The organism is Comamonas sp. lk, assembly GCF_900564145.1.
Classification (GTDB): Bacteria; Pseudomonadota; Gammaproteobacteria; order Burkholderiales; family Burkholderiaceae_C; genus Comamonas.
In genome coordinates, this window is sequence record NZ_UOOB01000001.1 from 3,798,990 (window position 1) to 3,824,292 (window position 25,303).

A 25,303-nucleotide genomic window follows, 5' to 3' on the forward strand; every position below is an offset into this window, starting at 1 on the left:
GCTTTTAAACGGAAAACTCCGGCCCGTTATAGGCCTCGGGCACCTTGAGCTGACCCGAAGCAATCGCGCGGCTGGCCTGCTCCACGCGGCTGCGCACGGCGGCGGGCACATCGGCCGCCGTGGTCAGACGCACGGCAGCCGGGTCCTGCAAACCGATCTTGACAATGCCGGACTGCGGCGCAGCGTTCACCGTCATGTCCTTGACGGCCTGGAACACGCCAATCCCCACATCGGCCCAGGCCGAGGCCACGAAAACCTGCGGATCGACCTGCGTCCAGTCGATCACATTGCCGATCTGGCGCACCTTTTTCTCGCGGCAAGCGCGCGTCGCACCATCGCGGCCCGCATTGAGCATGGTGAAGATCACATCGGCTCCGGCCGCAATCTGCGCCTGCGCCACGCGATAGGACAAGGCGTTGTCGTCCTGATCGCCCGAGAAGTTGGTCAGCAGCTTGACCCGGGGATTGGTATCGCGCACACCGGCAGCATAGGCAGCGCGGCCCTTGAGGCCCGGCGGCACGCGAATACCCGACATATGGCCGACCACGCCGGTCTGGGTCGTCAGCGCCGCCAACACTCCGGCCAGATAGGCCGACTCCTCTTGCAGCACGTCATAGCTGCTCAGATTGCTGCCCTGCACCAGCCCCTGGGTGACCACAAAGCGCGTACCGGGAAAGCGCGGCGCCACTTCGGCCACGGCCTGATTGTTCTGGCCGCCATGGGCAATCACCAGCTGCGCGCCCTGCTCGGCCAGCTGCGTGAGCGCCGGCACGAGCAGCTCTTTTTTGGGCGCAATACCGTCGATGAAACGCGTCTGCACTCCCAGCTCGGTTCTGGCCTTTTCCAGTCCGCGCCAGCCAGCTTCCATAAAGCCTTTGTCGCTGCGCGAGCCGGCAAATAGCCCGCCGACCACCAGATTTTTGTGGGCAGGCTGGACCGCCGGCGCGGCGCAACCGCCCAGGACGAGCAAGCCCGCACCGCCGGCAGCCGATGCCAGCCACTGGCGACGCGAAATCAGATTCTGTGCAACACACTCCAACACCATAAGAACTCCTGGATCAACAACAGCAGAGATTGATGAATTGATTTCTCAACTCAAAAACAAAGAAAATCAATTTCCAAAACTGTATACAAAACAGCCGAAATCTTCACTGCGACAAACCCGCTCAGGGTCGCTACGTACCATTGCAGCTATCTTGAGCACTTCTGTTGTGATAGCAAGTGATGTGCCAGGGCACAGGCATTCAGCAGGGCTGACCAGTGCCCCGCCATTGCTGGCCGTGCCGCGTAAAATTGAATTTGCGCAGCTACTTCGACAGAGTCTTTTCAATCGTTTATAATGCTCGACTTTGCTGGCATTACCCCGTCGGCCATACTAGTTAATAGAGACGGGGAACAACCGCTGACCATGGCTCACAGGCTCGATCTCCTGTGAACCCTCTGACAGCACAGATATCTGGAAATATTCGCTAATGACTACCATCCGCGTTAAAGAAAACGAGCCCTATGAAGTTGCCCTGCGCCGCTTCAAACGCACCATCGAAAAGCTGGGTCTGCTGACCGATCTGCGTGCTCGTGAGTTCTACGAAAAGCCTACAGCCGAGCGCAAGCGCAAGAAGGCTGCTGCCGTGAAGCGCCATTACAAGCGCGTTCGCAGCATGCAACTGCCTAAGAAGCTGTACTAATTCGTTAGGACAGTCGGCCGTTAAACGCCGCAAACCCGCGCTCGGGACGCCAGGCGCGGGTTTTTTGTTTTCTGGCCACCGCTTCTGATTCAGGCGGTGACCTCCATCACCAGGAGAAAAGCCATGAGCTTGAAAGCCCAGATCACCGAAGACATGAAGAACGCCATGCGCGCCAAAGACAGCGTGCGCCTGGGAACCATCCGCCTGCTGCTGGCCGCGATGAAGCAAAAAGAAGTGGACGAGCGCGTGGAGCTTGATGACGCAGCCGTCATCGCCATCGTCGACAAGCTGCTCAAGCAGCGCAAAGACTCCATCACCGCTTTTGAAACCGCCAACCGCCAGGATCTGGCCGACGTGGAAAAAGCCGAAGTGGAAGTGCTCAAGGTCTATCTGCCCCAGCGCATGACCGAAGCCGAAATCACCGCTGCCGTCCAAGCCATCGTGGCCGAAGTCGGCGCTTCCGGCCCTGGCGACATGGGCAAGGTCATGGGCGCCGTGAAGTCCCAGCTGGCAGGCAAGGCCGATATGGGCCTGGTGTCTGCCGCCGTCAAGGCCGCACTGGCTCCTTGAGGCGAACTCACGCCACTCCCAAAAAGCGCCTGCGGGCGCTTTTTTTGCGTTTGAAATGCGCTAAAAAATATCAATTCAATCGCTACCCACGCTTGCAAACAATAGGCCAGCGGCATGTAGCATTCAAATCTGCGTGGATTTTTCCATGCCGGAGGTTTCAAAGAACGCCTGCAGAAACTCCACGGCCACGCGCACCTTGGCCGAGCGACTCAGACGCGCCGGGTAGACGGCCCAGACATTGGCCTCCTGCCGCCAGGCGGGCAGCAGCTGCACCAGGGTTCCGGCGGCCAGTTCGGCACGCACATCCCATAGCGAACGCAGCACAACGCCATGCCCGTCCACCGCCCATTGCACGGCCATCTCGCCGTTGTTGGTCGATAGCGGCCCTGTCACCTTCAGCGTGCGCTCTTCGGCCCCGGCGCGCAGCTTCCATACGCCGAACGGGTGGTCACGCTCCTTGATCACCAGACAGTCATGGGCGGCAAGCTCATCCACGCTGCGCGGCATGCTCTTGCGCTGCAGATACGCAGGCGCAGCGCACAGCACGCGGTGGTTGGCTGCCAGCAGGCGTGCAATCAGGTGCGGCGCAATCTCGTCGCCCACGCGCACATCCAGATCAAAGCCCTCGGCCGCCACATCCACAATGCGGTCGAACACCTCCAGCCTCAGCTGCAAGCCGGGGTGAAGCGCTATCAGCTTCGATAGTGCCGGCGCCACCACCTTGCGCCCGAAGCCAAAGCTGCAGCTCACGCGCAGCAGGCCGCGCGGCTCGCTCTTGGTGGTGCTGACTTCTTCGACCAGATGATCGATATCGTCCAGGATGCGCTGCGCCCACTGAAATACCCGCTCGCCCTCTTCCGTCACCGCCACCCGGCGCGTGGTGCGGTGCAGCAGCTTGACGGCCAGCTCCTGCTCCAGCAGGCGAATGCGCTTGCTCACATAGGCGGGCGAGGCCCCCAGCTCCAGCGCCGCCGCCGCAAAGCTGGCGCGGCGCACCACGACCTGAAACACACGCAGATCTTCCGGCAACAGGTTTTTAAACACGATCTGTAAACAATCAAAGCACGATAGAACAATTCACTTCATTACAGCATGGTTCAGAATCAGGCCCATACCAAGGAGTAGCCATGTCCCAAGTGAAGAAGATTGCGGTAATTGCCGGTGACGGCATTGGCAAGGAAGTCATGCCCGAAGGCCTGCGCGCCCTGGAAGCCGCCGCACAGAAATTCAATTTACCGCTGGAGTTCCACCACTTCGACTGGGCGCATTGCGACTATTACGCGGCCCACGGAAAAATGATGCCCGACGACTGGAAGGCCCAGCTCAGCGGCATGGACGCCATCTTCTTTGGCGCCGTGGGCTGGCCGGCCACCGTACCCGACCATGTCTCGCTGTGGGGCTCGCTGCTCAAGTTCCGCCGCGAGTTTGACCAGTACATCAATTTGCGCCCGGTGCGCCTGTTCGAAGGCGTGCCCTGCCCGCTGGCCGGCCGCAAGCCCGGCGATATCGACTACTACGTGGTGCGCGAGAACACCGAGGGCGAGTACACGGCGCTGGGCGGCATCATGTTCGAGGGCACGGAGCGCGAGATCTGCATTCAGGAATCGGTCTACAGCCGCAAGGGCTCGGAGCGCCTGCTGAAATACGCTTTTGATCTGGCCCAGAGCCGCAGCAAAAAACATGTGACGCTGGCCACCAAGAGCAACGGCATCGCGATCAGCATGCCCTGGTGGGACAAGCAGGCCGATGCCATGCACCAGCACTACCCCGATGTGGTGCTGGACAAGCAGCACATCGATATTCTGACGGCGCGCTTTGTGTTGCAGCCGGGCCGCTTTGACGTGGTGGCCGCCACCAATCTGTTTGGCGACATCCTGTCCGACCTGGGCCCTGCCACCACGGGCACGATTGGTCTGGCACCATCGGCCAACCTCAACCCCGAGCGCACCTTCCCTTCGCTGTTCGAGCCGGTCCACGGCTCGGCTCCCGATATCTACGGCAAAAACATTGCCAACCCGATTGCCATGGTCTGGTCGGCCGCACTGATGCTGGACTTTCTGGGCCACAGCCAAGGCCCGTGGCGCGAAGCCCACGATACCATCGTGACGGCGATTGAAGAGACCATCAAAACCGGACCCAAGACGCCCGATCTGGGCGGCTCGGCCAACACCACGCAAGTGGGCCAGGCGATTGCGGCCGTGATTGCCCAGGGCTGATATTGCTCTGCAATTGATAGCTGCTTGCGCTTGACGAATAGGCGCAAGCAGCATTTTTTGCAGAAATCTTCATGCCGCTCGTCGTCTGCTGCTCAGCGCCTGCTCAATAGCCCAAGCCAGGACAGGCTTGCGGCCGCTGCACCACAATTGCGCCATGACTAATTCTGAACAGCCACGCAACCCTTTGCATGGCGTGACGCTGGAGCGCATCGTCACCGATCTTGCGGATTACTACGGCTGGGCGGGGCTCAGCGATCGCATCCCCGTGCGCTGCTTTGCCGTTGATCCCAGCGTCACCTCCAGCCTGCGCTTCTTGCGCAAAACCCCCTGGGCCCGCGAAAAAGTGGAGAGCCTTTACCTCTACATGCTGCGCGAGCAGCGCCGAAACGCCCCTCGCCAGCCCTGAAACGGCAGCCAGTCACCGCCGCCCGGTTCAGCGCCGCATCCAGCGTCCGCCAAACTGATTAACCATCATGCCCAGCAGCACGCCTGCCGTGCCCAGCCATTGCACGCCGCTGGGAAATTCACCCAGCAGCACCATGGCCGACAACAGACCTATCACCGGCACCAGCAGCGATAGCGGTGCCACGGTGCTGGCAGCGTAGCGCTGCAGCAGCCGCGTCCACAAGCCATAGCCCAGCAAAGTCGAGAGCAGGGCCAGATAGGCAATCACGCCCAGCTCGCGCAGGCCCACCTGCTGCAGCTGGGCCAGCACGGCATCGCCGCCCTCCAGCCACACGGAAAGCCCTAGCAGCGGGGCAATGGGGAACACGCTGGTCCAGACGATGAACGACACGGGCTCATACGAGCCCTGCTTGGCCGCCACGCGCGTGAGCAGATTGGAGCCCGCCCACATGGCCGCAGCCCCCACGGTGAGCACAAAGCCCAGCAGCGTCATATCCGCCGCACCGTTGCCGTGCGCGACACCAATCAGAATCAGGCCGCCGATGGCAATCGTCAGGCCCAGCCATTGCCAGCGCTGGGGCTTCTCGCCCAGCATGACGGCCGCCAGCAGCATGGTGATGAAGGCCTGGGTCTGCAACACCACCGAGGCCATGCCCGCAGGCATGCCCATCTTCATGCCGGTAAACAGCAGACCGAACTGGCCCACGCCCTGCACCAGCCCATAGCCCGCCAACAGCCCCCAAGAGAGGTTTTTGGGCGGACGCACGAACAGCAGAAACGGCAGCGATGCCGCGACAAAGCGCAGCGCGCACAGCAGCAGCGGCGAGAGCGTGTCCAGCCCCCATTTCATGACCACGAAATTGAGCCCCCACACGACGATGACGATGATGGCGCTGAACCAGTCGGACCGGCTCATGCCGGACTGGGACGCGTAAGAGGCTGAACTCATGAAACGCTCACTCGCAGTTGTTGTTGTGTGAAGATCCGAGTATGGCCGAGGCAGCATGCCTGCGCTCTGCTACCGCCCGGCACTTCCGTCATCGGATTTGGCTTAAAACAAGGCAATAGCCCAATCGACACAAGCGCTTAATGCTCTTGTTTTAAGAGCGGCATCAATGCAGCTTATAAGCACTGCCTGGGCGCGGCAACAGACTCAGCAAGGCCTTGACGGTGTAGAGCACGATCAGCGTGCCGCTCAAGTCCCCCAGCACCATGAATACCAGGCCTTCGAGGCTGACCTCCGCTGCGCTGAGCGCAAACCACAGATGGTGCAGCAAAGGGCTGGTAATCGCATAAGCCAGGCTGAGCACCAGCAGCCGCCTCGGGGTGAGCTGCTGCAAGCTGGCGCCCAGCCCATACCAGCGCTGCGCCAGCTTGTACGTGGCATAAGGTGCCAGCGAGGCCAGAACGCCGCCCGCGAAAGCGCGAACCCCATCGTCCGGAAAAAAATAAAAGTAGCAGACCAGCCAGGAGGCCAGCAACAGGCCAACGGCCCCTGCCTCGGCAAAAAGCAGCGTGCAAACCAGGCGCATTCCCGCAGGCAGATAGATGTAGTTGATGCCAGTGACAAACTTCAACGAAGAGAACAGCCATTCATTGAGTAGCAGCGCCAGCAGAAACATCAGCACGGTTGTCAGCACCATGGCCAGCTCGGCCCATAAGCTCTTCATTCTTGTAGCGGAACTGTCTTTGAGAGAGCGGTATTATCTGCTCTGCCGTGCATGCATTCTCGCTGCCGCAGCCCAATGAAGACCTCTCTATCCGCCGATATCTACCTGCGTTTTTTGCAACTGGCCGAGGCCATTCGCGGGCTGCCCACGCTCCCGGCACTGGACCCGCTGGAAGAGCGCATGCTGGGCCTCATCGCCAATGCGGGCGCGCGTCAGGAGCGGCTCAGCGTGCGCGACATGATGGCCAAGAATGAGCTGGGCGCACCGGCCACCATTCACACGCGCCTCAAATCCATGCGCGAAAAAGGCTGGATCGAGCTGGCCGATACCGAAGACGCACGCCGCAAGCAGCTGGAGCTGACCGAGGCCGCACGCCAGCATTTTGAAAAGCTCTCAGCCTGCATCGTGCAAGCAGCCAGCGACGCCTAAGCCTCGGCGACCAGCCCAGCGATACCCATGAAAAAAGCAGCCCGAGGCTGCTTTTCGTTGAACCAAGTGCCGCTAGGCCATCAGCTGCCGGCCACCTTCATGCGGTTGATCAGGATCGAGCCCACGGTCTTGGCACCGTAGTTGTAGGCATCGGCCCCAATGGCTTCAATGCCCTTGAGCATGTCCTTGAGGTTGCCGGCAATGGTGATCTCGTGCACGGGGAAGGCGATTTCGCCGTTTTCCACCCAGAAGCCCGAAGCGCCGCGCGAATAGTCGCCCGTCACCGAGTTCACGCCCTGACCCATCAGCTCCACCACAAACAGACCGGTGCCCAGTTTCTTGAGCATGGCGTTCAGGTCGTCGCCGGCCTTGGTGCGGCGCGAAGTCATAGTCAGATTGTGCGAGCCACCGGCATTGCCCGTGGTCTTCATGCCCAACTTGCGAGCCGAGTAGCTGGACAGGAAATAACCCTCCACACGACCGGCATCCACCACCTTGCGCTGCTGCACGCGCACGCCTTCTTCGTCAAACGGCGAGCTGCCCTTGCCACCCAGAATGAAGGGATCTTCATCGATGTCGATGTGCTTGGGGAAAATCTGCTTGCCCAGCGAATCGAGCAAGAACGTGCTCTTGCGGTACAGCGCACTGCCGCTGATGGCCTGCACAAAGCCGCCCAGCAGACCTGCGGCCAGCGGCGACTCGAACAGCACCGGGCATTCGGTGGTGGGAATCTTGCGGCTGTTCAGGCGGCTCAGCGTGCGTTCTGCGGCGTAACGGCCCACCGCCTCGGGCGAAGCCAGATCCAGCGCATTGCGCATGGAGCTGTACCAGTAGTCGCGCTGCATCTCGGCATTGCGGCCGGGCAGCTTGGCAATCGGCGCCACCGACAGACTGTGGCGCGAGCTGGCATAGCCGCCGCGGAAACCATTGGTATGGGCGGTAAAGAAATGGCTTTGCTGGGCCGACACGCCCGCGCCTTCACTGTTGGTGATGCGCTTATGGGTCTTGAAGGCCGCTTCCTCGCAGCGCAGCGCCAGCTGGGCCGCTTCCTCGCTGTTGATAGCCCAGGGGTGGAACAGCTGCAGATCGCGGTGGGTACCGGGCAAGGCGATGTCGGCGCTGTCGGGCAGGCGGGCAAACGGATCTTCGGCGGTGAAGCGGGCGATGTCGTAGGCGGCCTGCACCGTCTGCTGGATGGCAGCTTCCGAAAAGTCCGAGGTGCTGGCGTTGCCACGGCGCTGACCCAGGTACACGGTCACGCCCAGAGACTTGTCACGGTTGCGCTCCACGGTCTCCAGCGCGCCCTTGCGCACGCTCACCGAGAGGCCGCAGCCCTCGGAAGCCTCGGCTCCGGCATCGGTGGCGCCAAGCTTTTTGGCGTGCTGCAAAGCCTGGTCCACCAGGCCTTCAAAAAACGAGGGGCTGAAGCTGAAACCGGCTTGCGGTTCGGATTGGGCCTGTGCACTAGAAGTGCTTGTGGTGCTGGAACGAGGTTTTTTCATAGCGGCGGCTATGATAGCCGCCACTGCCGCACGCCCTGTGCAGCCACCGATATTGCCCCTTACCATGCCACGCAAACCTCAAAAAGGCTATTTCGTCAAAGGCAAGTTCGTCGCCGAAGGCAGCGAACTGGACCTGGAGCTGAAAGCCGAACTCAAAGGCACCTACGATTCCACCAAGACCGATCTCAAGCGCGAAATGGGTGCGCGACAAGATCTGGGCAAGGAATTGCTGACGCTGCGCGCCGATCTTTTCAAGCGTCTGCCCATCACCGAACAATTGGCCGATGCGCTCAACGAAGTCAAGCGCATCACCAACTTCGAAGGCAAGCGCCGTCAGATGCAATACGTAGGCAAGCTGATGCGCAAGCTTGACGAATCGCAGCTGGCCGCCGTTCATGCCGCTCTGGACGAGCAGCGCAACGGCTCGGCCGGTGAAAAAATGGCCCTGCAAGTGGCCGAGCAATGGCGCGACCGCCTGATCGTTGAAGAAACTGCCCTGCCCATCTGGCTGGAACACTTTCCAGGCAGCGATATTCAGCAGCTGCGCTCGCTGATCCGCCAGGCCCGCAAGGATCTGGAAAAAGCCAAGGCCGATGCCGCAGCAGCCGCTGCCGAAGCCGGCCCCGACGCTCCCGTCAAGGAAACCACCAAGGGTCGCGCCTACCGCGACCTGTTCCAGCTGGTGCGCGAGCAACTGTCCACCGCCGGAAAGAATGACAGTGCCAGCACTGCCGCCGACGAAGACGAAGAAGGCGATGAGTAACTTGCCCGATGCCGCGCTGAACCCGCACGATGCCGTGAAGATCGGCATCGTCTCCATCAGCGACCGCGCCAGCAGCGGTGTGTATGAAGACAAGGGCTTGCCCGCGCTTCAGGCCTGGCTGAGCCAGGCCCTGCACAACCCCATCACCTTTGAAGCACGGCTGATTCCCGATGAACAAGACGGCATCAGCACCGCGCTGATCGAGCTGGTGAACGCCGGCTGCTCCCTGGTGCTGACCACCGGCGGCACCGGCCCGGCCCTGCGCGACGTGACGCCCGAGGCCACGCTGGCCGTGGCCGACAAGGAAATGCCCGGCTTTGGCGAGCAGATGCGCCAGATCAGCCTGGCCTTTGTGCCCACGGCCATTCTTTCGCGCCAGGTGGCGGTGATTCGCGGCAACAGCCTCATCATCAACCTGCCCGGCCAGCCCAAGGCGATTGCCGAAACGCTGGAAGGCCTGAAAGACGCCGATGGCAAGCAAAAGGTCAACGGCATCTTTGCTGCCGTGCCCTATTGCATCGATCTGATCGGCGGACCTTACCTGGAAACCCGCGACGAGGTGTGCAAGGCCTTTCGTCCCAAGAATGCGATTCGCGCGCCACGCACGGCCTGAAGCCGATACCTGGTTGCGATAAGCGCCAGCAGCACCACCAAAGCAGCCCCCGGGCTGCTTTTTTCATCTTCCGACTCCAACCGCATCCGTCCGCATCCGTCAGTAATCCGCTATCAAAATAAAAGCACCTAGTGCTTGCTGCATAGGAAATTCAAATACTTTCAGCTTGATACACAAACCATATGCGGCGCCAGCCGCTATGAATTTCGATGAGCCCCTTGGGATTTCCCTGCCGTGCTTGCCCCGATGCTGGCGGCTCGCGCCCGCCCTAGCATCGGTGCTGCACTGCAGCGACTTTGCTCATGCACGCTGCACAGGCTCTCGCCCCGGCCGGTGACGGGAGGCCTGATGTTTGTCATTCACAGGAGACTTCATGCATCGCTCGATTTCGTCAGCTGGATCCGTGTTTTCTGCTTCGGGCACGCGCCTCAAAGCCCATGCCGCCACGGCTCTGGGCTTGGCGCTGGCGGCCGCGTTTGCACCCTCGGCCATGGCCCAGCAGGACAAGGTCAAGGTCGGCTTCATCACCGACATGTCCAGCCTCTACGCCGATGTGGAAGGCAAGAACGGCGCCGTCGCCATCCAGATGGCAATTGACGATTTCGGCGGCAAGGTGCTGGGCAAGCCCATCGAGCTGCTGACGGCCGACCACCAGAACAAGGCCGACATCGCCGCCAGCAAGGCCCGCGAATGGATTGACACCCAGGGGATCAGCCTGGTGTTTGGCGGCACCAACTCGGCCACGGCCCTGGCCATGGCCAAGGTGGCGCAGGAGAAAAAGCGTATCTTCATCGACAACGGTGCCGGCTCCTCGGCCCTGACCAACGAGCAATGCAGCCCCTACACGGTGCACTACGCCTTCGACACCGTGGCCCTGGCCAAGGGCACGGGCTCGGCCGTGGTGGAAACCGGCGGCAAGAACTGGTTCTTCGTGACCGCCGACTATGCTTTCGGCCATGCGCTGGAGGCAGACACCAGCAAGATCATCGAAGCCAAGGGCGGCAAGGTGCTGGGCTCGGTCAAGACGCCGCTCAACGCCAGCGACTTCTCCAGCTTCATGCTGCAGGCACAGAACTCCAAGGCGCAAATCCTGGGTCTGGCCAATGCGGGCGGCGACACCATCAACTCCATCAAGGCCGCCAAGGAATTTGGCGTAACCAAGAACATGAAGCTGGCCGGCCTGCTGGTGTTCTTTACCGACATTCACAGCCTGGGCCTGAAAAATACCGAAGGCATGCAGTTCACCGCCCCCTGGTACTGGGACATGAATGATGCATCGCGCAAATTTGCCGATGCCTTCATGGCCAAGACCCAGCGCCGCCCCAGCGAAATCCAGGCCGCCGATTACTCCGCCACCATGAACTACCTCAAGGCGGTGGAAAAAGCCGGCACGCTGGATGCAGACAAAGTCATGGCCGTGCTCAAAAGCACCAAGATCGATGACTTCTTCGGCAGCGGCTTCATCCGCGAAGACGGCCGCTATGTGCACGATATGTATCTGATGCAGGTCAAGTCACCGGCCGAATCCAAAGGCACCTGGGACTATTACAAGATCATCAAGAAGCTGCCTGCCGACCAGATCTGGACCACCAAGGCGGAAAGCAAGTGCCAGTACTGGAGGTGAGTTAAAGCTCGGGCTCTATTCCATGAAAAGGCTTTGCGTTTTGGCAAAGCCTTTTTTATGAAGGCCGTCGGCCATGCTCTGCCGCTTCCTACGAAGGCAACGCGACATGGCTGGTATCAGCCGGCTTGCAAGCCGCGGCCTTATCCTTGCGACTTCGCACGTATGCGCTGAATGACTGAGCTGTGATCAATGACTGCCAATTCGACCCATTCCCTACCCGATATTGGCGCCTCGGTGGAGCGACTGGTGCAATTCTATGAAGAGCTGACCCCGGCCCATCTTCGGCGACTTGATACTTACTACGCAACTGATGCGCACTTCAAGGACCCATTCAACGATGTGTATGGCCTGATGGCTATCACCCGCATTTTCGATCACATGTTTGTTTCGTTGCAGCAGCCACGTTTCGTAGTCACACAGAGGCTGGTGCAGGGCCAACAGGCTTTCCTGGCCTGGGAGTTTCACTTTCGACTGCGAAGCTGGCGACCCGATACCGAACAATGCATCAACGGTGCCACGCTGCTGTGCTTTGATGCGCAAGGCCGCGTTAGCCAGCATCGTGATTACTGGGATACGGCTGAAGAGCTGTATGAGAAATTACCTCTGCTCGGAGCACTGATGCGCTGGCTTCGTAAAGCAGGTTCCGCTTCTAGGAAAACCATCCATGCTGACCGTTCATCACCTTGAAACCTCGCGCTCGCAGCGCATACTCTGGCTGCTTGAAGAGCTTGGTGTTCCCTACGAGTTGCGTCTTTACAAGCGGGATCCCGCTACCCGTCTGGCTCCGCCAGAACTCAAGCGGGTGCACCCGCTAGGCAAATCACCGGTGATTACCGACGCAGATACCGTAGTCGCCGAATCCGGCGCCATCATCGAATACCTGGTCGAGTGCTATGGCAATCAAGCACCTTTGGAACTTTCGCATCTGGAGCCGTTACGGGGCACAGCCGAGCACCGTCAGTGCCGCTTCTGGATGCACTACGCCGAAGGCTCGCTGATGAACTGGTTGGTGATGAAACTGGTTTTCGACACCATCCCGCGCCAGCCCATGCCATTTTTCGTGCGTCCTATCGCGCGCGCCCTGTGCAGCAAGGTGCAGCAAAAGCTCATTGCGCCCAATGTACAGACCGCGCTGGCCTTTATGGATGAGCATTTGGCAACGCACAGCTGGTTTGCTGGCGAGCACTTGAGCATGGCCGACTTTCAGATGAGCTTTGCCGTTGAAGCCGCTTTGGTGCGCGGAGGCAACGAGGCCGCGTGGCCTCATCTGATCGCCTATCGCCAGCGCATGCAGTCGCGTCCCGCTTATCAGCGAGCTTTGAGCAAGGGCGGGCCGGTGGTGATGCAAGCCTGAACCTGAAAAATACGTGCATTACCCGGATAAGCAGCAAGCAGAAACGGACTTCTGAAAACGGATTCGCGCCCGTCGCGTCCTCACTGCGGCCTCGGCAAGGCTGGGTGCATTTACCGATGCAGGCGGCTCATCTTGCGCCAGCCAGCCCGTCAAACGTGGTGCTCGACACCCAGTCGATGATTTGCGCATGCGTGTACTGCCCCGATTCCTTGAGCAGGGCCACCACGGGATCGCAGGCGCGCGCAAACAGCGTGTAGAGCACCAGCTCGGCCGGTAGCGTGGCCTGCAGCTGGCCGCTGGTCTGTGCCTCCGTGATCCAGATGCTGAGCCGGTTGCTCAGCGAGATCAACCTATCCATATAGGCATCGTTGGATTGCAGGGAGGCGCTGAGATTGGAGTTCTGCGCCGGCAGAGAAGGCATTTCACCCTCCAGCTGGGTCTGCATGGCCCAGCGCGTCACGGCCTTGAGCTGGTCCAGCGGGCGCATCGGCGTGCCGGCCTCAGCCGCCTGGTTGGCCTCGTCACGCAGGCCGTCCACAAAGGCCAGGGCACGGTCCAGCACGCCGACCATGGCGGCCCCTGCCAACTCTTCCTTGGAGGTGAACAGCTTGTACAGGCTGGCCTTGGCCATGCCGGCCTCGGCTGCGACCTCGTCCACCGTCATTGCGTCATAGCCCTTGGTGGCCAGCAACCGATTGACGGCCGCCACGATGGCCTGCTCGCGCACGCGCTGTATCTGTTCTTTGATGGAGGTGCGGCTTGTCATAGGCATATTTTAGACCTGGCAGGTTATCTCTGATACCAAATAGTGCAAAGTGGATATTCTTGGTTTATAGTTTGAACTCATCAGTTCACAGTTTGACCGTCACGGTTTAACTTGTCGATTCAACCAGGAAAGGCGCTCCCATGCATCGCATTGCAGTCATTGGGTCGGGAATTGCGGGTCTGGCCGCAGCGCGGCGGCTGGCCGGCGCGCCGGGCGGGCATGGCGTGACCCTGCTGGAAGCAGGCAGCCATTTCGGCGGTCACGCCAACACGGTCGACATGACGCTGGACGGCGTGAGCCAGGGCGTGGACACGGGCTTTCTGGTGTTCAACCACCGCACCTATCCGCTGCTGACCCGTTTGTTTGAAGAGCTGCAAGTGCCCACGGCTGCGGCCGAGATGTCGTTTTCCGTGCAAGTGCCGCAGCTCAATGGCCGGGCCGGTCTGGAATGGAGCGGCAGTTCGCTGGGCGGCGTGTTCGCCCAGCGCGGCAATCTGCTGCGGCCCCGCTTTCTGAAGATGCTGGCCGAGATCCTGCGCTTCAACCGCCTGGCCACGCGCATCGCCCAGGAAGGCGATGAAGCGCGGCTGCACAGCTCCATTGAGGTGTTTCTGGACGAGCACGACTTTGGATCGGCCTTTCGCCAAGACTATCTGCTACCCATGATGGGCTGTATCTGGTCTTGCCCCACCGACCAGATGCTGCGTTTTCCCGTGGCCACGCTGATCCGCTTTTGCCACAACCACGGCCTGATCCAGGTCACGGACCGGCCGCAGTGGCACACGGTGCAAGGCGGCTCGCGCCAGTATGTGCGGCGCATGGTGGCCGCGCTGCAGCAGGATGGACGTCACGAAGCCCGTCTGAACGCACCCGTGCTGGGCCTGCGCCGCGTGGCGCATGGCGTGCTGCTGCAGACGGCGCACGGCACGGAGCAGTTCGACGCCGTGGTGCTGGCCTGCCACAGCGACCAGGCCCTGCGCCTGCTGGGCACCGATGCCACGTCTCAGGAGCGCAGCGTGCTGGGCGCCATCCGCTACCAGCCCAACCAGGCCGTGCTGCACACCGATGCCAGCGTGCTGCCGCACCACGAAGCGGCATGGGCCGCCTGGAACTACGAACGCGCAGCCGATGCGGGGCGCGACCAGGCCGGCGTCTGCCTGCACTACCTGCTCAATCGCCTGCAGCCCCTGCCGTGGCAGCAGCCCGTGATGGTCTCGCTGAACCCGGTGCACCCGATTGACGACAGCCAGGTCCACGCGCGCATAGCGTACAGCCATCCGGTGTTCGACCTGGCCGCCATCGAGGCCCAGGGCCAGGTGGCCGATCTGCAAGGCCAGCGCCGGACCTGGTTCTGCGGTGCATGGTGCGGCTACGGATTCCATGAAGACGGCCTGCGCTCTGGCCTGGACGCGGCCGACAGCCTGTTGCACGCCTTGCAGGCATTACCGGCCAACCCCGCCATCGAGGGGGTCGCATGACTGCCAGCCCCCTCATAGGCTTCGGCCATGTCTGGCACCGCCGCCTGCGGCCGGTGGAGCATGCGTTTCGCTATCCGGGCTACTTCCTCATGCTCCCCATGCGCAGCCTGCGCGCACAGCCCGATGCCGTGCTCAGGCGCAACCAGCTGGGCTGGCTGAGCTTTTACGACCGCGACCATGGCGATGGCGGGGCCGATGCGCTGGCCTGGTTCGAGCAGCTGCTGCACAGCGAAGGCATTGACGATGCCGATGGCGAAGTCTGGCTGCACACTTTTCCGCGCGTGCTGGGCTATGTATTCAAGCCCGTGAGCTTTTGGTATGCGCACCGGGCCGATGGCTCGCTGGCCGCCGTGCTGGCCGAGGTCAACAACACCTTTGGCGAGCGCCATGCCTATCTGCTGGCCGGGCCGGATCTGGCCTGGGGCCGCGAACAGGTGGCGCACAAGCAATTCCATGTCTCGCCCTTCTGCGAGGTGAGTGGCGAGTACCGCTTTCGCTTCGAGCGCAGCGAGAACCGCACCCTGGCGCGCGTGGACCTGTATGACGATGACGGCCCGCTGCTACAGACCAGCGTGGGCGGCGTGCTGCACGCGCTGGATGCCGCCACCGTGCGCCGCGCCTTCTTCGGCACCCCTTTGATGACGCTGGGCGTGGTCGCCCGCATCCACTGGCAGGCGCTGCGCCTTTGGGCCAAGCGCGTGCCTTTTCATGGCAAACCCTGCAAGCCCAAGCGCTTCGTCACACGATGAACACTACCGCCGCCTCCCTGCTGAGCCCCACCGCCGCAGCACCGCGCCGCACGCCTGCGCGGGCGCGCCGTGTGCTGAACCTGCTCGAACGCCTGCCCCACGGGCAACTGGACCTGGAGCAGCCCGACGGCCGGCTGCTGCACCTGCCTCGCTCCCCACATCTGCAGCATCAGCCATCCTGTGCTGCCGATGCGCATTGCGTGCTGCACGACTGGCAGGCGCTGGAGCGCACGCTCAAATCGGGCGACATCGGCCTGGCCGAAGGCTATATTGCTGGCGAATGGGACAGCCCCGACCTGGCCGCCCTGCTGCGGCTGTGCATGAGCAACCGCGACCATGTGCAAAGCCTGGTCTACGGCAGCTGGTGGGGCCGGCTGGGCTACCGCCTGCGCCACCTGCTGCAACGCAATACGCGGGCCGGCAGCGCCAGAAACATCCATGCCCATTACGACCTGGGCAATGACTTCTATCGCCTGTGGCTGGACCCCGGCATGAGCTACAGCGCGGCCTGGTTCGAGGGCCGCACGGGCCAATCGCTGCACCAGGCCGACCTGCAGGACGCCCAGCAGGCCAAGTTCAGACGCACGCTGAACGAGGTGCGACTGCAGCCCGGCCAGCGCCTGCTGGAAATCGGCTGTGGCTGGGGTGGGCTGGCCGAAGCGGCAGCGCACGAGTTCGGTGCCCGGGTCACGGGAGTCACGCTGTCGCGCGAGCAACTGGTCTGGGGACAGCGGCGCATGCTGCAGGCCGACCTGACCGACGCCGTGGAGCTGCGCTACCAGGACTACCGCGACCTACCCGCACAGCATACAAAAGAGCCCTTCGACGCCATCGTCTCCATCGAAATGTTCGAGGCCGTGGGCCGCGAATACTGGCGCGGCTACTTCCAGACGCTGCGCGACTGCCTCAAGCCTGGCGGCCTGGCCTGCATACAGACCATCACGCTGCGCGAGGATCTGTTCGCACGCTATCTGCGCTCCACCGACTTCATCCAGCAGTACATCTTCCCGGGCGGCCTGCTGCCCAGCATCCCCGCCTTCGAGCAGGAGGCGCGTCGCGCCGGCCTGGTGGTGGAAGGCCGCATGGCCTTTGGCCGCGACTATGCAGAAACACTCAGGCGCTGGCGCCAGTCCTTTGAAGAGCGCATCGAAGCCGTGCGCGCTCAGGGCTTTGATGAACGTTTTGTACGCATCTGGAGCTTCTACCTGGCTTACTGCGAGGCAGCCTTCGACACCGGCAACACCGATGTCGTCCAGTTCACGCTGCGCAAGCCTCTGCCATGACAGCCCAGCCACCCCGCACATCACGCCGCCAGGCCCTGACCTGGGGCGCCGCCTGTGCTCTTGCACCGTCTTTGATCACCATGTCCAACGCACTACATGCCATAACCTCAAATACAGACCTTCCGGCTGAACTGCGCAGCGCCTTGCCGGCCGCGCGCCTGGTGGGCACGGCCGTGCTGCGTTTCTTCGGCCTGCGCGTTTACGAAGCCCGGTTGTGGGCCGCGCCCGGATTCCTGCCCGAGGACTACGCCCGCTACCCGTTTGCGCTGGAGCTGGTCTATGACCGCAAGTTGGAAGGCGCGGCCATTGCCGAGCGCTCCATCGCCGAAATGCGCAGGGTCGGCAGCTTCACCGAGGAGCAGACCCGACAATGGCTGGCCCTGATGAAGCAGGCGTTCCCCGATGTGGTGTCGCAAGACCGGCTGCTGGGCCTGAACGACGGCCAGGGCGAGGTGCGCTTCTTTCACAACGGCCGGCAGACTGCGCAGCTGCGCGACGCCGACTATGCACGCCTGTTCTTCGGTATCTGGTTGGCGCCGCAGACCTCGGCGCCAGCCATGCGCACCTCGCTGCTAGGCCTGGGCTGAGTGCCAAGGGACTACGCCATGGCCTCCCACCCTGCCACCGCCCCTATGCTATCTTGGCGCACAGGGCTGGCCTATGGCGGGCTGGCCGCGCCCCTGGCCTTTGTGTCCCTGCCGCTGTATGTGAACCTGCCCTACCACTACGCCAGCGTGGCGGGCGCACCGCTGGCGGGGCTGGGCGCCGTGCTGCTGGCCACGCGCGCCTTTGATGCCTTGGTCGACCCCGCCATCGGCCGCCAGGCCGACAGGCTGCTGCGCCAGGGTACGCGGCCGGCCTGGTGCGCGGCGGCGCTGGGCAGTCTGCTGATGGCGCTGGGCTTTTGGGCGCTCTGGCATCCCCCACGCGAAACCCAGGCCGCCATGCTGGCTTGGCTGGCCTGCAGCCTGCTGGTGTGCACGCTGGCCTATAGCTTTGTCACCATCCTCCACCAGGCCTGGGGCACCCGCTGGGGCGGCCAGCCTGCATGGCGTGCGCGGGTGACCGCATGGCGCGAGGGCGCCACGCTGGCGGGCGTGCTGCTGGCCAGCGCGCTGCCGGCGTGGATGGGCTTTGATGCGACCAGTGGCGTGCTGGCTCTAGGTCTTGTGCTGGGCCTGACCGGTCTGTACCGGCTCAAGGCTCCGGTGGCGCTGCCGGAGCAGGCCACAGCAGCCAGTGCCACCGCTGTTGCTCATCAGGCCTCGCCGTGGGCAGATGCCGGCTTTCGCAGGCTGCTGGCCATCTTCATGCTCAATGGCGTGGCCGCTGCCATTCCTGCCACGCTGCTGCCCTTTTTTGTAGCCGACCGGCTGCAGGCGCCCGCGCTCCAGCCCTTGCTGCTGCTGTGTTTTTTTGGCGCGGCGGCCCTGGGCCTGCCGCTGTGGGTGAAGGCCGTCTCACGCTGGGGCCTGGCGCCCAGCTGGCGCGCAGGCATGCTGGCCAGCGTGCTGGCCTTTGGCTTCACACCCTGGCTGGGCGCGGGCGACAGCCTGGCCTTTGCCATGATCTGCCTAGCCAGCGGGCTGGCCCTGGGCGCGGATCTGGCCTTGCCGGGCGCCTTGCTCACGGGCGTGATCCACGAGTCCGGCCAGGGCGGCCAGGGCGAGGGCCGCTACCTGGGCTGGTGGACCTGCGCCACCAAGCTCAACCTGGCCCTGGCCGCCGGCCTGGCCTTGCCCCTGCTCTCCGCTGCGGGCTACCGCAGCGGCGGCACCGATCCGGCCGGCCTGCAAGCGCTGGCCTGGGCCTATGGCGGGCTGCCCTGCCTGCTCAAGCTGGCGGCGGCGTTGCTGCTCTGGCGCGCCGAGCGACTGCATTCTTCCTGGAGGCACATATGAGCCACAACACCCACTCCGCTTCGTTTTCGCCACTGCGGCGCACCTGCCTGGGGGCCGCATTGGCACTGTCTCTTGCAGGCTGCGCCGGGCCTTCGGTGCAGGACTACGCCAAGGAGCAGCCGCAGCTGGACCTGCGCCAGTATTTCAACGGACCGCTGACGGCGCACGGCATATTCACGGACCGCTCGGGCAAGGTGGTCAAGCGCTTTAACGTGCGCATGACGGGCCGCTGGAATGGCGACGAAGGCACGCTGGAAGAGCACTTTGTCTACAGCGATGGAAGCACGCAGCAGCGAACCTGGCATATCCGCCACCTGGGCGACGGCCGCTACAGCGGTCGGGCCGACGACGTGGTGGGCGAAGCCCAGGGCCAGAGCGCAGGCAATGCCATCCGCTGGAGCTATGTGCTGGCCCTGCCCGTGGGCGGCAGGGTCTGGAACGTCAGCATGGACGACTGGATGTATCTGATGGACGGGCGCACCCTGCTCAACCGCACGGCCATGAGCAAGCTCGGCCTGCACCTGGGCGACGTGACGCTGGCCATCATCAAGGAGTGATTGCCATGCCACTGTTCTCTCGCCGCCTGAACCCGCCGCTACGCGACTGGAAGGGCCGCTCGGTGTGGATTCTGGGAGCCTCCTCGGGCATAGGGCGCGCCACCGCCGAAGCGCTGCACAGACAGGGTGCGCGCGTGATCGTCTCTGCGCGAGATGCCGGTGCGCTGCAGGATTTCGAGCGCGGCCGCGAAGGCTGTCTGGCCCTGCCCCTGGACGTGACCGATGCCCAGGCCGTGGCTGCTGCAGCCCAGACCGTACTGACCCATACGGGCGGAGCGCCTGACCTGGTTCTCTACTGCGCAGGCCACTACCGGCCCCTGCGCGCCACGGAGTTCGACCTGGCCGAGATGCAGCGCCACCTGGCCGTGAACTATGGCGGCGCGCTGCACCTGCTGGACGCCGTGCTGCCCATGCTGCTGGCAGTTGGCAAGGGCCATCTGGCCCTGGTCGGCTCGGTGGCCGGCTATCGCGGGCTGCCCATGTCCCTGGCCTACGGACCAACCAAGGCGGCGCTCAACAACCTGGCGGAAAACCTCTATCTGGATCTGCACAGCCTGGGCCTGGGCGTGTCCATCATCAACCCCGGCTTTGTCGATACGCCGCTGACGGCGCAAAACAGCTTCAGCATGCCGGCCCTGATCGGTGCCGACGAGGCGGCCCAGCACATGCTGCAAGGCTGGGCCCAGGGGCGCTTCGAGATGAATTTTCCGCGCCGCTTCACGCGCTGGATGCGATTGCTGCGCTGCCTGCCCGACGCCTGGTATTTTTCGGCTGTACGCCGCATCACAGGAAGCTGATGTCCGAGTTGTTTCACTGCATAAGCTGCGGCTAAAGGGCCGCCGCACACAAGAATAGGCGATCAACAAAGCCTCGCGTGATCCAAATATTGAAGAGGGCTGAATTGGGCAAACCAGCCGTCACTGACAGACAGCGACCTGCATAAATGGGGTCATCTGGAAAGGCGAGATAAGTGTCCGCATGGGTCGTTTGGCTGCGCTCTCGCATAAATCGAATGTTGACCTCAAACTCTGAATCACCTCTTCACAAAGCAAAAAGCGCAGACCTCGTCTGCGCTTTTTATTTGATAGCTACCAGTGCTTGATATATAAGCGCTTCAGCCCTATTTCACCTTGAATCAACGCGCCGTGGTGTCGGTCGATGCATTGACGATGGGGATGTAGAAATCGCCACCGGCCTTGTTGAACTCCTGGGCCTTGGCCTGCATGCCTACGGCAATGCCTTGCTCGGCGGCCACGCCTTGCTGCTTGGCGAAGTCACGCACTTCCTGCGTAATCTTCATGGAGCAGAACTTGGGGCCGCACATGCTGCAAAAGTGCGCCACCTTGGCGCTGTCCTTGGGCAGGGTTTCGTCGTGGAAGGCACGGGCGGTGTCGGGGTCCAGGCCCAGGTTGAACTGGTCTTCCCAACGGAAGTCAAAACGCGCCTGGCTCAGGGCATCGTCGCGTGAGCGGGCGCCCGGATGGCCCTTGGCCACATCGGCTGCGTGGGCCGCAATCTTGTAGGCAATGATGCCTTGCTTGACGTCGTCGCGGTCAGGCAGACCCAGGTGCTCCTTGGGCGTGACGTAGCACAGCATGGCCGTACCCATCCAGCCGATCATGGCCGCGCCGATGGCGGAGGCGATATGGTCGTAGCCGGGGGCGATGTCTATGGTCAGCGGGCCCAGCGTGTAGAACGGGGCCTCATGGCAGTGCTTGAGCTGCTCGGTCATATTGGCCTGGATCATGTGCATGGGCACATGGCCCGGGCCTTCGATCATGGTCTGCACATCGTGCTTCCAGGCGATCTGCGTCAGCTCGCCCAGGGTCTTGAGTTCGGCAAACTGGGCTTCGTCATTGGCGTCCGATGCGCAGCCGGGACGCAGGCCATCGCCCAGCGAGAAGCTCACGTCGTACTGCTTCATGATGTCGCAGATGTCTTCGAAGTGCTCGTACAGAAAGCTTTCGCGGTGGTGGGCCATGCACCACTTGGCCATGATGGAGCCGCCGCGCGAAACGATGCCGGTACGGCGCTGGGCCGTGAGATGGATATAGGCCAGGCGCACGCCGGAGTGGATGGTGAAGTAGTCCACGCCCTGCTCGGCCTGCTCGACCAGGGTGTCGCGGAAGATTTCCCAAGTCAGGTCTTCGGCAATGCCGCCGACTTTCTCCAGCGCCTGATAGATGGGCACGGTGCCGATGGGCACGGGCGAGTTGCGCACGATCCAGTCACGCGTGGTGTGGATGTTCTTGCCCGTGGACAGGTCCATGACGTTGTCCGCGCCCCAGCGGATCGCCCAGACCAGCTTTTCAACTTCTTCCTCGATGCTGGAAGTGACGGCGGAGTTGCCGATATTGGCGTTGATCTTGACCTTGAAGTTGCGGCCTATGGCCATGGGCTCGACTTCGGGGTGGTTGATGTTGGCGGGAATGATGGCGCGGCCGCGGGCCACTTCGTCGCGCACAAATTCGGGGGTGATGATCTTGGGGATGGCTGCACCCAGGCTGTTGCCTGCCAGGCGCGCTTCACGCGCCGCGTCCTGCTGGTACTCGGCCATCCATTCACGGCGGCCGTTCTCGCGCAAGGCCACGTACTCCATCTCGGGCGTGATGATGCCTTTGCGCGCGTAATGCATCTGGGTCACGTTGGCACCGCTTTTGGCGCGGCGCGGCTGGCGCTGCAGGGCGGCGGCCTCGGCACGCAGTTGGTCCACACGTCGGTCTTCTTCGCCACGCTTGCCACCATCATCCAGCGCCACGCGCTGGCGGCCCACGTAGTATTCGCTGTCGCCACGCGCATCAATCCAGCCACCGCGCACGCTGGCAAGGCCCTTGCGCACGTCGATGGTGGCAGACGGATCGGTATAGGCGCCGGAGGTGTCATACACGCTGACCAGCTCGCCATTGGTCAGTGCGATATCGCGCACCGGCACGCGCAAGCCGCTATGCAGCTGACCTGGCAGATAGCTCTTGACGGAGGCAGGAAACGGTTCCAGCGACTGGGCCAGCAGGTCGGCAAAACGGCTCGCATCCGGGGCGTTGCCAGCAGCAGGGGTGAAGATGGAATCGGGGGCGTTCATGTCAGTCTCCTCAAAGCGTGTGAATTCATCAAACGCTCCGTGGAGTGCCGGCCCTGCTCTGATCTGGTGGATGCCGGCTTGCTGCCATCAACCACCTGCACCTGGGTGAAACCTGGGCGCTGGTTGGCCAGTGCCTTAATTTCACCACCGGAATTTTTGGATTCCGGCCATGGCCGACGCGTCCCGTGGTCAGTCCATAAAAGACAAAACCCCAGTGCGCGAGGCGCCTGGGGTGTGCTGTGCCGCATGGTTCAAAGGTGCGGCGCTTGAAAAGCAGCCTTGCCTGTCATCCATCGGCCCCGCTTCAGGGTCCCGCTCTTCTTCCGCCGGTATGAACCGGATCAAGTTCGTCGGGTTAACCTTGATAGAGCCGTCTTTCGACAGATCCACTTCTGGTCTCTCAGCGCTTTCGCACACCCCGGAGCAGCAGCCAGTATAGGCGAGGTTTTTGGCAGGTCAAGCCCCGCACAAACCCGTTGCAACAGCTGTGACCGCACTGTGCTCAATCAAAAACCCTGCAGCGTGAGCCATTCGCCGCCGGGCGCACGGCTGGCGCGCCACTGGTTGATGGAAGCCGATGGATCCTCATACCCCAGCGCAATGCCAAAAGCGATCTGATAGCCGGCGGGCAGCGCCAGCTGCTCTATCAGCATGTCGTTGTACAAGCGCCAGAAACCCTGGGCGCAGGTGGCCAGACCTTGCTCCACCGCCAGCAACATGAAGGATTGCAGATAAATGCCCAGGTCCACCCACTGCGCATAGCCCATGCGCTCTTCCACCGCCACGAAAACACCCACCGGGGCGCCGAACATCTGGCTGTTCTTGGCCAGCTGCTGCAGACGGGCGGCCTTGTCCTCGCGGCCAATCCCGATGGCGCGATACAGATCTTCGCCATTGTCAAAACGGCGACTGCGATACGGCTCCCACAGACCGGGCGGATAGGACAGACCGGGGCGCGATACCGGCTCGGTCTGGCTGGCCTTGGTGCCAAGCGCCTGCAGCGCATCACCGCCCACGGCCGTCACCCGCCAGGGCTGCATATTGCCGCCCGACGGGGCTTGCGCCGCCGTCTCCAGCAGCTGGCGCACGGTCGCTGCGTCCACAGCGCGGGGAAGAAAAGCACGCACCGAGCGGCGCTGCTGCAGCAAATTTTCCATGGTCATCACTCAATCACCTGTCTTCATCCGTCAAAAGATTGCGCCGCAGTGTATGCGGCTCAGGCAATTGCTCCTGTACCGCAGGCAACAGCCCGCAAACGCCCTGGTGCCGCAAGCAACAGCTCATCACTTGACTGCGCCTGAGCCGTGCTTGCCCTAATGGCATCGCACTGCCGGCCTGCCACCATGCAGCCTGCTTGCACCCACGATGGTGGGTGCAAGCGCCCCGGTAAGCCCTGTCCGTCCGACATTTGCAGGAGATGCATTTAATGAGTGGTTCTGCTTTTTCTTCGCTACGCAAATCATGGCCCCAAGCCTCCACCTTGATGCTGGCCCTGGGCCTGGCCTTTGGAGCCGGCGCGGTTCACGCCCAGGACAAGGTGCGCATAGGCTTTATCACCGACATGTCGGGCTTGTACTCCGATGTGGACGGCAAGGGCGGCGCACTGGCCGTGCAGATGGCGGTGGACGACTACGGCGGCAAGCTGCTGGGCAAACCGGTTGAAGTGCTGACGGCAGACCATCAGAACAAGGCCGATATTGCGGCCAGCAAGGCCCGCGAGTGGTTTGACACCCAGGGCATGAACATGCTGATTGGCGGCACCACCTCCAGCGCCGGCCTGGCCATGGGCAAGGTGGCCGACGAAAAAAAGCGCGTTTACATCATCAACGGTGCGGGCTCTTCGGCCCTGACCAATGAGCAGTGCAGCCCTTATTTTGTGCACTACGCCTATGACACCGTGGCCCTGGCCAAGGGCACGGGCAAGGCCGTGGTGGAGCTGGGCGGCAAGAGCTGGTTTTTTCTGACCGCCGACTATGCCTTCGGTCACGCGCTGGAAGCCGATACCACCCGCGTCATCAACGCCTCTGGCGGCAAGGTGCTGGGCAGCGTCAAGCACCCGCTGAACACGGCGGACTTCTCCTCCTTCCTGCTACAGGCCCAGAATTCCAAGGCCCAGATTCTGGGGCTGGCCAATGCCGGTGGCGACACCATCAACGCCATCAAGTCGGCGCGTGAATTTGGCCTGACCAAGAACATGAAGCTGGCCGGCCTGCTGCTGTTCAGCTCCGACATTCACAGCCTGGGTCTGAAGGCCACCGAAGGGCTGATGTTTACCGACAGCTGGCACTGGGACCTGAACCCGGAAAGCCGCAAGTTCTCCGACCGCTTCTTTGCCAAGTTCAAGAAGATGCCGACCTCGCTGCAAGCGGCCAATTACTCGGCCGCCATGCAGTACCTGAAACTAGCAGAGCGTCTGGGCACGCTGGATGCAGACAAGATCATGGCCGGCTTCAAGGCCACGCCGCTGTCCGACTTCTACGCCAAGGGCGTGGTGCGCCCCGACGGCCGCTATGCCCACGATATGTATCTGCTGCAGGTCAAGGCTCCGGCCGAATCGAAAAAAGCCTGGGATTACTTCAAGGTGGCCAAGACCTTGCCCGCAGACCAGGTCTTCACCACCAAGGAAGAAAGCAAATGCGCGCTGTGGAAATAAGGCCGC

At 62.5% G+C, this 25,303-nt stretch carries 26 protein-coding genes and 1 riboswitch; of the genes, 18 read left to right on the top strand and 8 right to left on the bottom strand.

The genetic code is table 11. From position 1 onward, the window contains the following. Nucleotides 1-4 precede the first annotated feature (4 nt). The gene (locus tag EAO39_RS17330) at nt 5-1,045 is read right to left on the bottom strand and encodes a BMP family protein (RefSeq protein ID WP_120969910.1); all 1,041 of its coding nucleotides are present in this window, start codon (nt 1,043-1,045) and stop codon (nt 5-7) included. Between the two features lie 427 nt (nt 1,046-1,472). Here EAO39_RS17330 and rpsU point away from each other — a divergent pair, with 427 nt between their 5' ends. Together rpsU and EAO39_RS17340 are read left to right on the top strand one after the other, a co-directional pair. Then, entirely contained in the window at nt 1,473-1,685 is a 213-nt protein-coding gene (gene rpsU / locus EAO39_RS17335; protein WP_003052999.1) for a 30S ribosomal protein S21, read from the top strand. 123 nt (nt 1,686-1,808) lie between these two features. Next, entirely contained in the window at nt 1,809-2,255 is a 447-nt protein-coding gene (locus EAO39_RS17340) for a GatB/YqeY domain-containing protein (protein ID WP_120969913.1), read from the top strand. A gap of 123 nt (nt 2,256-2,378) precedes the next feature. Here the strand turns inward: EAO39_RS17340 and EAO39_RS17345 are convergent, their stop codons facing one another. After that, nucleotides 2,379-3,299: a LysR substrate-binding domain-containing protein gene (locus EAO39_RS17345; protein WP_205589404.1), complete on the bottom strand. Its 921-nt coding sequence runs from the start codon at nt 3,297-3,299 to the stop codon at nt 2,379-2,381. Nucleotides 3,300-3,382: 83 nt separating this feature from the next. Between EAO39_RS17345 and EAO39_RS17350 the strand changes: the two genes are divergently transcribed. Together EAO39_RS17350 and EAO39_RS17355 are read left to right on the top strand one after the other, a co-directional pair. Next, the gene (locus EAO39_RS17350; protein ID WP_120969919.1) at nt 3,383-4,471 is read left to right on the top strand and encodes a tartrate dehydrogenase; all 1,089 of its coding nucleotides are present in this window, start codon (nt 3,383-3,385) and stop codon (nt 4,469-4,471) included. Nucleotides 4,472-4,625: 154 nt separating this feature from the next. After that, nucleotides 4,626-4,877: a VF530 family protein gene (locus EAO39_RS17355; RefSeq protein ID WP_120969922.1), complete on the top strand. Its 252-nt coding sequence runs from the start codon at nt 4,626-4,628 to the stop codon at nt 4,875-4,877. Nucleotides 4,878-4,904: 27 nt separating this feature from the next. On the opposite strand, the gene EAO39_RS17360 is transcribed toward EAO39_RS17355, so the two are convergent. Together EAO39_RS17360 and EAO39_RS17365 are read right to left on the bottom strand one after the other, a co-directional pair. Beyond that, nucleotides 4,905-5,825, bottom strand: a complete 921-nt coding sequence (locus EAO39_RS17360; RefSeq protein ID WP_120969925.1) for an EamA family transporter — start codon at nt 5,823-5,825, stop codon at nt 4,905-4,907. A gap of 163 nt (nt 5,826-5,988) precedes the next feature. Then, nucleotides 5,989-6,546, bottom strand: coding sequence for a hypothetical protein (locus EAO39_RS17365; protein WP_120969928.1), 558 nt, complete (start codon nt 6,544-6,546; stop codon nt 5,989-5,991). Nucleotides 6,547-6,621: 75 nt separating this feature from the next. On the opposite strand from EAO39_RS17365, the gene EAO39_RS17370 reads away from it, so the two are divergent. Beyond that, nucleotides 6,622-6,975 carry a winged helix-turn-helix domain-containing protein gene (locus EAO39_RS17370; protein ID WP_120969931.1) on the top strand — a complete coding sequence of 118 codons (354 nt, stop codon included), beginning with the start codon at nt 6,622-6,624 and terminating at the stop codon, nt 6,973-6,975. An 80-nt stretch (nt 6,976-7,055) separates the two neighbouring features. Here EAO39_RS17370 and pmbA read toward each other — a convergent pair whose 3' ends face one another. Beyond that, on the bottom strand, nt 7,056-8,477 hold the full coding sequence (gene pmbA, locus EAO39_RS17375) for a metalloprotease PmbA (protein WP_120969934.1): 1,422 nt from the start codon (nt 8,475-8,477) through the stop codon (nt 7,056-7,058). Between the two features lie 64 nt (nt 8,478-8,541). On the opposite strand from pmbA, the gene yjgA reads away from it, so the two are divergent. The 5 genes from yjgA to EAO39_RS17400 all read left to right on the top strand — a co-directional run bounded on the left by yjgA (nt 8,542) and on the right by EAO39_RS17400 (nt 12,831). Then, nucleotides 8,542-9,240, top strand: a complete 699-nt coding sequence (gene yjgA, locus EAO39_RS17380) for a ribosome biogenesis factor YjgA (protein ID WP_120969938.1) — start codon at nt 8,542-8,544, stop codon at nt 9,238-9,240. Then, nucleotides 9,233-9,853 carry a molybdopterin adenylyltransferase gene (gene mog / locus EAO39_RS17385; RefSeq protein ID WP_120969941.1) on the top strand — a complete coding sequence of 207 codons (621 nt, stop codon included), beginning with the start codon at nt 9,233-9,235 and terminating at the stop codon, nt 9,851-9,853. Before yjgA ends, mog begins: the two co-directional genes overlap by 8 nt. A 490-nt stretch (nt 9,854-10,343) precedes the next feature. Beyond that, nucleotides 10,344-11,477, top strand: a complete 1,134-nt coding sequence (locus tag EAO39_RS17390) for an ABC transporter substrate-binding protein (protein ID WP_240467117.1) — start codon at nt 10,344-10,346, stop codon at nt 11,475-11,477. A gap of 189 nt (nt 11,478-11,666) precedes the next feature. Beyond that, on the top strand, nt 11,667-12,164 hold the full coding sequence (locus EAO39_RS17395) for a nuclear transport factor 2 family protein (protein ID WP_120969947.1): 498 nt from the start codon (nt 11,667-11,669) through the stop codon (nt 12,162-12,164). Then, a complete protein-coding gene (locus EAO39_RS17400) occupies nt 12,142-12,831 on the top strand; it encodes a glutathione S-transferase (RefSeq protein WP_120969950.1) in 690 nt (229 codons plus the stop codon). The genes EAO39_RS17395 and EAO39_RS17400 overlap by 23 nt, the downstream gene beginning before the upstream one ends. Before the next feature lie 127 nt (nt 12,832-12,958). Here EAO39_RS17400 and EAO39_RS17405 read toward each other — a convergent pair whose 3' ends face one another. Beyond that, the gene (locus tag EAO39_RS17405; protein ID WP_205589405.1) at nt 12,959-13,597 is read right to left on the bottom strand and encodes a helix-turn-helix domain-containing protein; all 639 of its coding nucleotides are present in this window, start codon (nt 13,595-13,597) and stop codon (nt 12,959-12,961) included. Nucleotides 13,598-13,737: 140 nt separating this feature from the next. Here EAO39_RS17405 and EAO39_RS17410 point away from each other — a divergent pair, with 140 nt between their 5' ends. Genes EAO39_RS17410 through EAO39_RS17440 form a run of 7 tightly spaced genes read left to right on the top strand, consistent with a single transcriptional unit; the run spans nt 13,738 to nt 20,362 of the window. Beyond that, the gene (locus EAO39_RS17410) at nt 13,738-15,075 is read left to right on the top strand and encodes an FAD-dependent oxidoreductase (RefSeq protein ID WP_120969956.1); all 1,338 of its coding nucleotides are present in this window, start codon (nt 13,738-13,740) and stop codon (nt 15,073-15,075) included. Continuing rightward, nucleotides 15,072-15,824 (top strand): DUF1365 domain-containing protein, encoded by a 753-nt coding sequence (locus tag EAO39_RS17415; RefSeq protein WP_120969959.1) that lies wholly within the window; start codon nt 15,072-15,074, stop codon nt 15,822-15,824. Before EAO39_RS17410 ends, EAO39_RS17415 begins: the two co-directional genes overlap by 4 nt. Next, nucleotides 15,821-17,107, top strand: a complete 1,287-nt coding sequence (locus EAO39_RS17420; protein WP_120969962.1) for a cyclopropane-fatty-acyl-phospholipid synthase family protein — start codon at nt 15,821-15,823, stop codon at nt 17,105-17,107. The genes EAO39_RS17415 and EAO39_RS17420 overlap by 4 nt, the downstream gene beginning before the upstream one ends. Beyond that, nucleotides 17,104-17,694, top strand: a complete 591-nt coding sequence (locus tag EAO39_RS17425; protein ID WP_120969965.1) for a hypothetical protein — start codon at nt 17,104-17,106, stop codon at nt 17,692-17,694. Before EAO39_RS17420 ends, EAO39_RS17425 begins: the two co-directional genes overlap by 4 nt. An 18-nt stretch (nt 17,695-17,712) precedes the next feature. Then, nucleotides 17,713-19,008 carry an MFS transporter gene (locus EAO39_RS17430; RefSeq protein WP_120969968.1) on the top strand — a complete coding sequence of 432 codons (1,296 nt, stop codon included), beginning with the start codon at nt 17,713-17,715 and terminating at the stop codon, nt 19,006-19,008. Continuing rightward, the gene (locus tag EAO39_RS17435) at nt 19,005-19,565 is read left to right on the top strand and encodes a DUF3833 domain-containing protein (RefSeq protein ID WP_120969971.1); all 561 of its coding nucleotides are present in this window, start codon (nt 19,005-19,007) and stop codon (nt 19,563-19,565) included. Before EAO39_RS17430 ends, EAO39_RS17435 begins: the two co-directional genes overlap by 4 nt. Nucleotides 19,566-19,570: 5 nt before the next feature. Beyond that, nucleotides 19,571-20,362: an SDR family NAD(P)-dependent oxidoreductase gene (locus EAO39_RS17440; RefSeq protein ID WP_120971223.1), complete on the top strand. Its 792-nt coding sequence runs from the start codon at nt 19,571-19,573 to the stop codon at nt 20,360-20,362. A gap of 338 nt (nt 20,363-20,700) precedes the next feature. Here the strand turns inward: EAO39_RS17440 and thiC are convergent, their stop codons facing one another. Both thiC and EAO39_RS17450 read right to left on the bottom strand, forming a co-directional pair. Further along, on the bottom strand, nt 20,701-22,644 hold the full coding sequence (gene thiC / locus EAO39_RS17445; RefSeq protein ID WP_120969974.1) for a phosphomethylpyrimidine synthase ThiC: 1,944 nt from the start codon (nt 22,642-22,644) through the stop codon (nt 20,701-20,703). Nucleotides 22,645-22,945: 301 nt separating this feature from the next. Further along, a riboswitch (TPP riboswitch) is annotated at nt 22,946-23,075 on the bottom strand. 75 nt (nt 23,076-23,150) lie between these two features. After that, nucleotides 23,151-23,807: a nitroreductase gene (locus EAO39_RS17450; RefSeq protein WP_120969976.1), complete on the bottom strand. Its 657-nt coding sequence runs from the start codon at nt 23,805-23,807 to the stop codon at nt 23,151-23,153. Nucleotides 23,808-24,127: 320 nt separating this feature from the next. Here EAO39_RS17450 and EAO39_RS17455 point away from each other — a divergent pair, with 320 nt between their 5' ends. Further along, nucleotides 24,128-25,297 (top strand): ABC transporter substrate-binding protein, encoded by a 1,170-nt coding sequence (locus EAO39_RS17455; protein ID WP_120971224.1) that lies wholly within the window; start codon nt 24,128-24,130, stop codon nt 25,295-25,297. Nucleotides 25,298-25,303: the final 6 nt, after the last annotated feature.

Coding starts and splice junctions, on each gene's coding strand:
- EAO39_RS17330 (WP_120969910.1), bottom strand. CDS start 1,045: ATGGTGTTGGAGTGTGTTGCACAGAATCTGATTTCGCGTCGCCAGTGG.
- rpsU (WP_003052999.1), top strand. CDS start 1,473: ATGACTACCATCCGCGTTAAAGAAAACGAGCCCTATGAAGTTGCCCTG.
- EAO39_RS17340 (WP_120969913.1), top strand. CDS start 1,809: ATGAGCTTGAAAGCCCAGATCACCGAAGACATGAAGAACGCCATGCGC.
- EAO39_RS17350 (WP_120969919.1), top strand. CDS start 3,383: ATGTCCCAAGTGAAGAAGATTGCGGTAATTGCCGGTGACGGCATTGGC.
- EAO39_RS17355 (WP_120969922.1), top strand. CDS start 4,626: ATGACTAATTCTGAACAGCCACGCAACCCTTTGCATGGCGTGACGCTG.
- EAO39_RS17360 (WP_120969925.1), bottom strand. CDS start 5,825: ATGAGTTCAGCCTCTTACGCGTCCCAGTCCGGCATGAGCCGGTCCGAC.
- EAO39_RS17365 (WP_120969928.1), bottom strand. CDS start 6,546: ATGAAGAGCTTATGGGCCGAGCTGGCCATGGTGCTGACAACCGTGCTG.
- EAO39_RS17370 (WP_120969931.1), top strand. CDS start 6,622: ATGAAGACCTCTCTATCCGCCGATATCTACCTGCGTTTTTTGCAACTG.
- pmbA (WP_120969934.1), bottom strand. CDS start 8,477: ATGAAAAAACCTCGTTCCAGCACCACAAGCACTTCTAGTGCACAGGCC.
- yjgA (WP_120969938.1), top strand. CDS start 8,542: ATGCCACGCAAACCTCAAAAAGGCTATTTCGTCAAAGGCAAGTTCGTC.
- mog (WP_120969941.1), top strand. CDS start 9,233: ATGAGTAACTTGCCCGATGCCGCGCTGAACCCGCACGATGCCGTGAAG.
- EAO39_RS17390 (WP_240467117.1), top strand. CDS start 10,344: ATGGCCCAGCAGGACAAGGTCAAGGTCGGCTTCATCACCGACATGTCC.
- EAO39_RS17395 (WP_120969947.1), top strand. CDS start 11,667: ATGACTGCCAATTCGACCCATTCCCTACCCGATATTGGCGCCTCGGTG.
- EAO39_RS17400 (WP_120969950.1), top strand. CDS start 12,142: ATGCTGACCGTTCATCACCTTGAAACCTCGCGCTCGCAGCGCATACTC.
- EAO39_RS17405 (WP_205589405.1), bottom strand. CDS start 13,597: ATGACAAGCCGCACCTCCATCAAAGAACAGATACAGCGCGTGCGCGAG.
- EAO39_RS17410 (WP_120969956.1), top strand. CDS start 13,738: ATGCATCGCATTGCAGTCATTGGGTCGGGAATTGCGGGTCTGGCCGCA.
- EAO39_RS17415 (WP_120969959.1), top strand. CDS start 15,072: ATGACTGCCAGCCCCCTCATAGGCTTCGGCCATGTCTGGCACCGCCGC.
- EAO39_RS17420 (WP_120969962.1), top strand. CDS start 15,821: ATGAACACTACCGCCGCCTCCCTGCTGAGCCCCACCGCCGCAGCACCG.
- EAO39_RS17425 (WP_120969965.1), top strand. CDS start 17,104: ATGACAGCCCAGCCACCCCGCACATCACGCCGCCAGGCCCTGACCTGG.
- EAO39_RS17430 (WP_120969968.1), top strand. CDS start 17,713: ATGGCCTCCCACCCTGCCACCGCCCCTATGCTATCTTGGCGCACAGGG.
- EAO39_RS17435 (WP_120969971.1), top strand. CDS start 19,005: ATGAGCCACAACACCCACTCCGCTTCGTTTTCGCCACTGCGGCGCACC.
- EAO39_RS17440 (WP_120971223.1), top strand. CDS start 19,571: ATGCCACTGTTCTCTCGCCGCCTGAACCCGCCGCTACGCGACTGGAAG.
- thiC (WP_120969974.1), bottom strand. CDS start 22,644: ATGAACGCCCCCGATTCCATCTTCACCCCTGCTGCTGGCAACGCCCCG.
- EAO39_RS17450 (WP_120969976.1), bottom strand. CDS start 23,807: ATGACCATGGAAAATTTGCTGCAGCAGCGCCGCTCGGTGCGTGCTTTT.
- EAO39_RS17455 (WP_120971224.1), top strand. CDS start 24,128: ATGCTGGCCCTGGGCCTGGCCTTTGGAGCCGGCGCGGTTCACGCCCAG.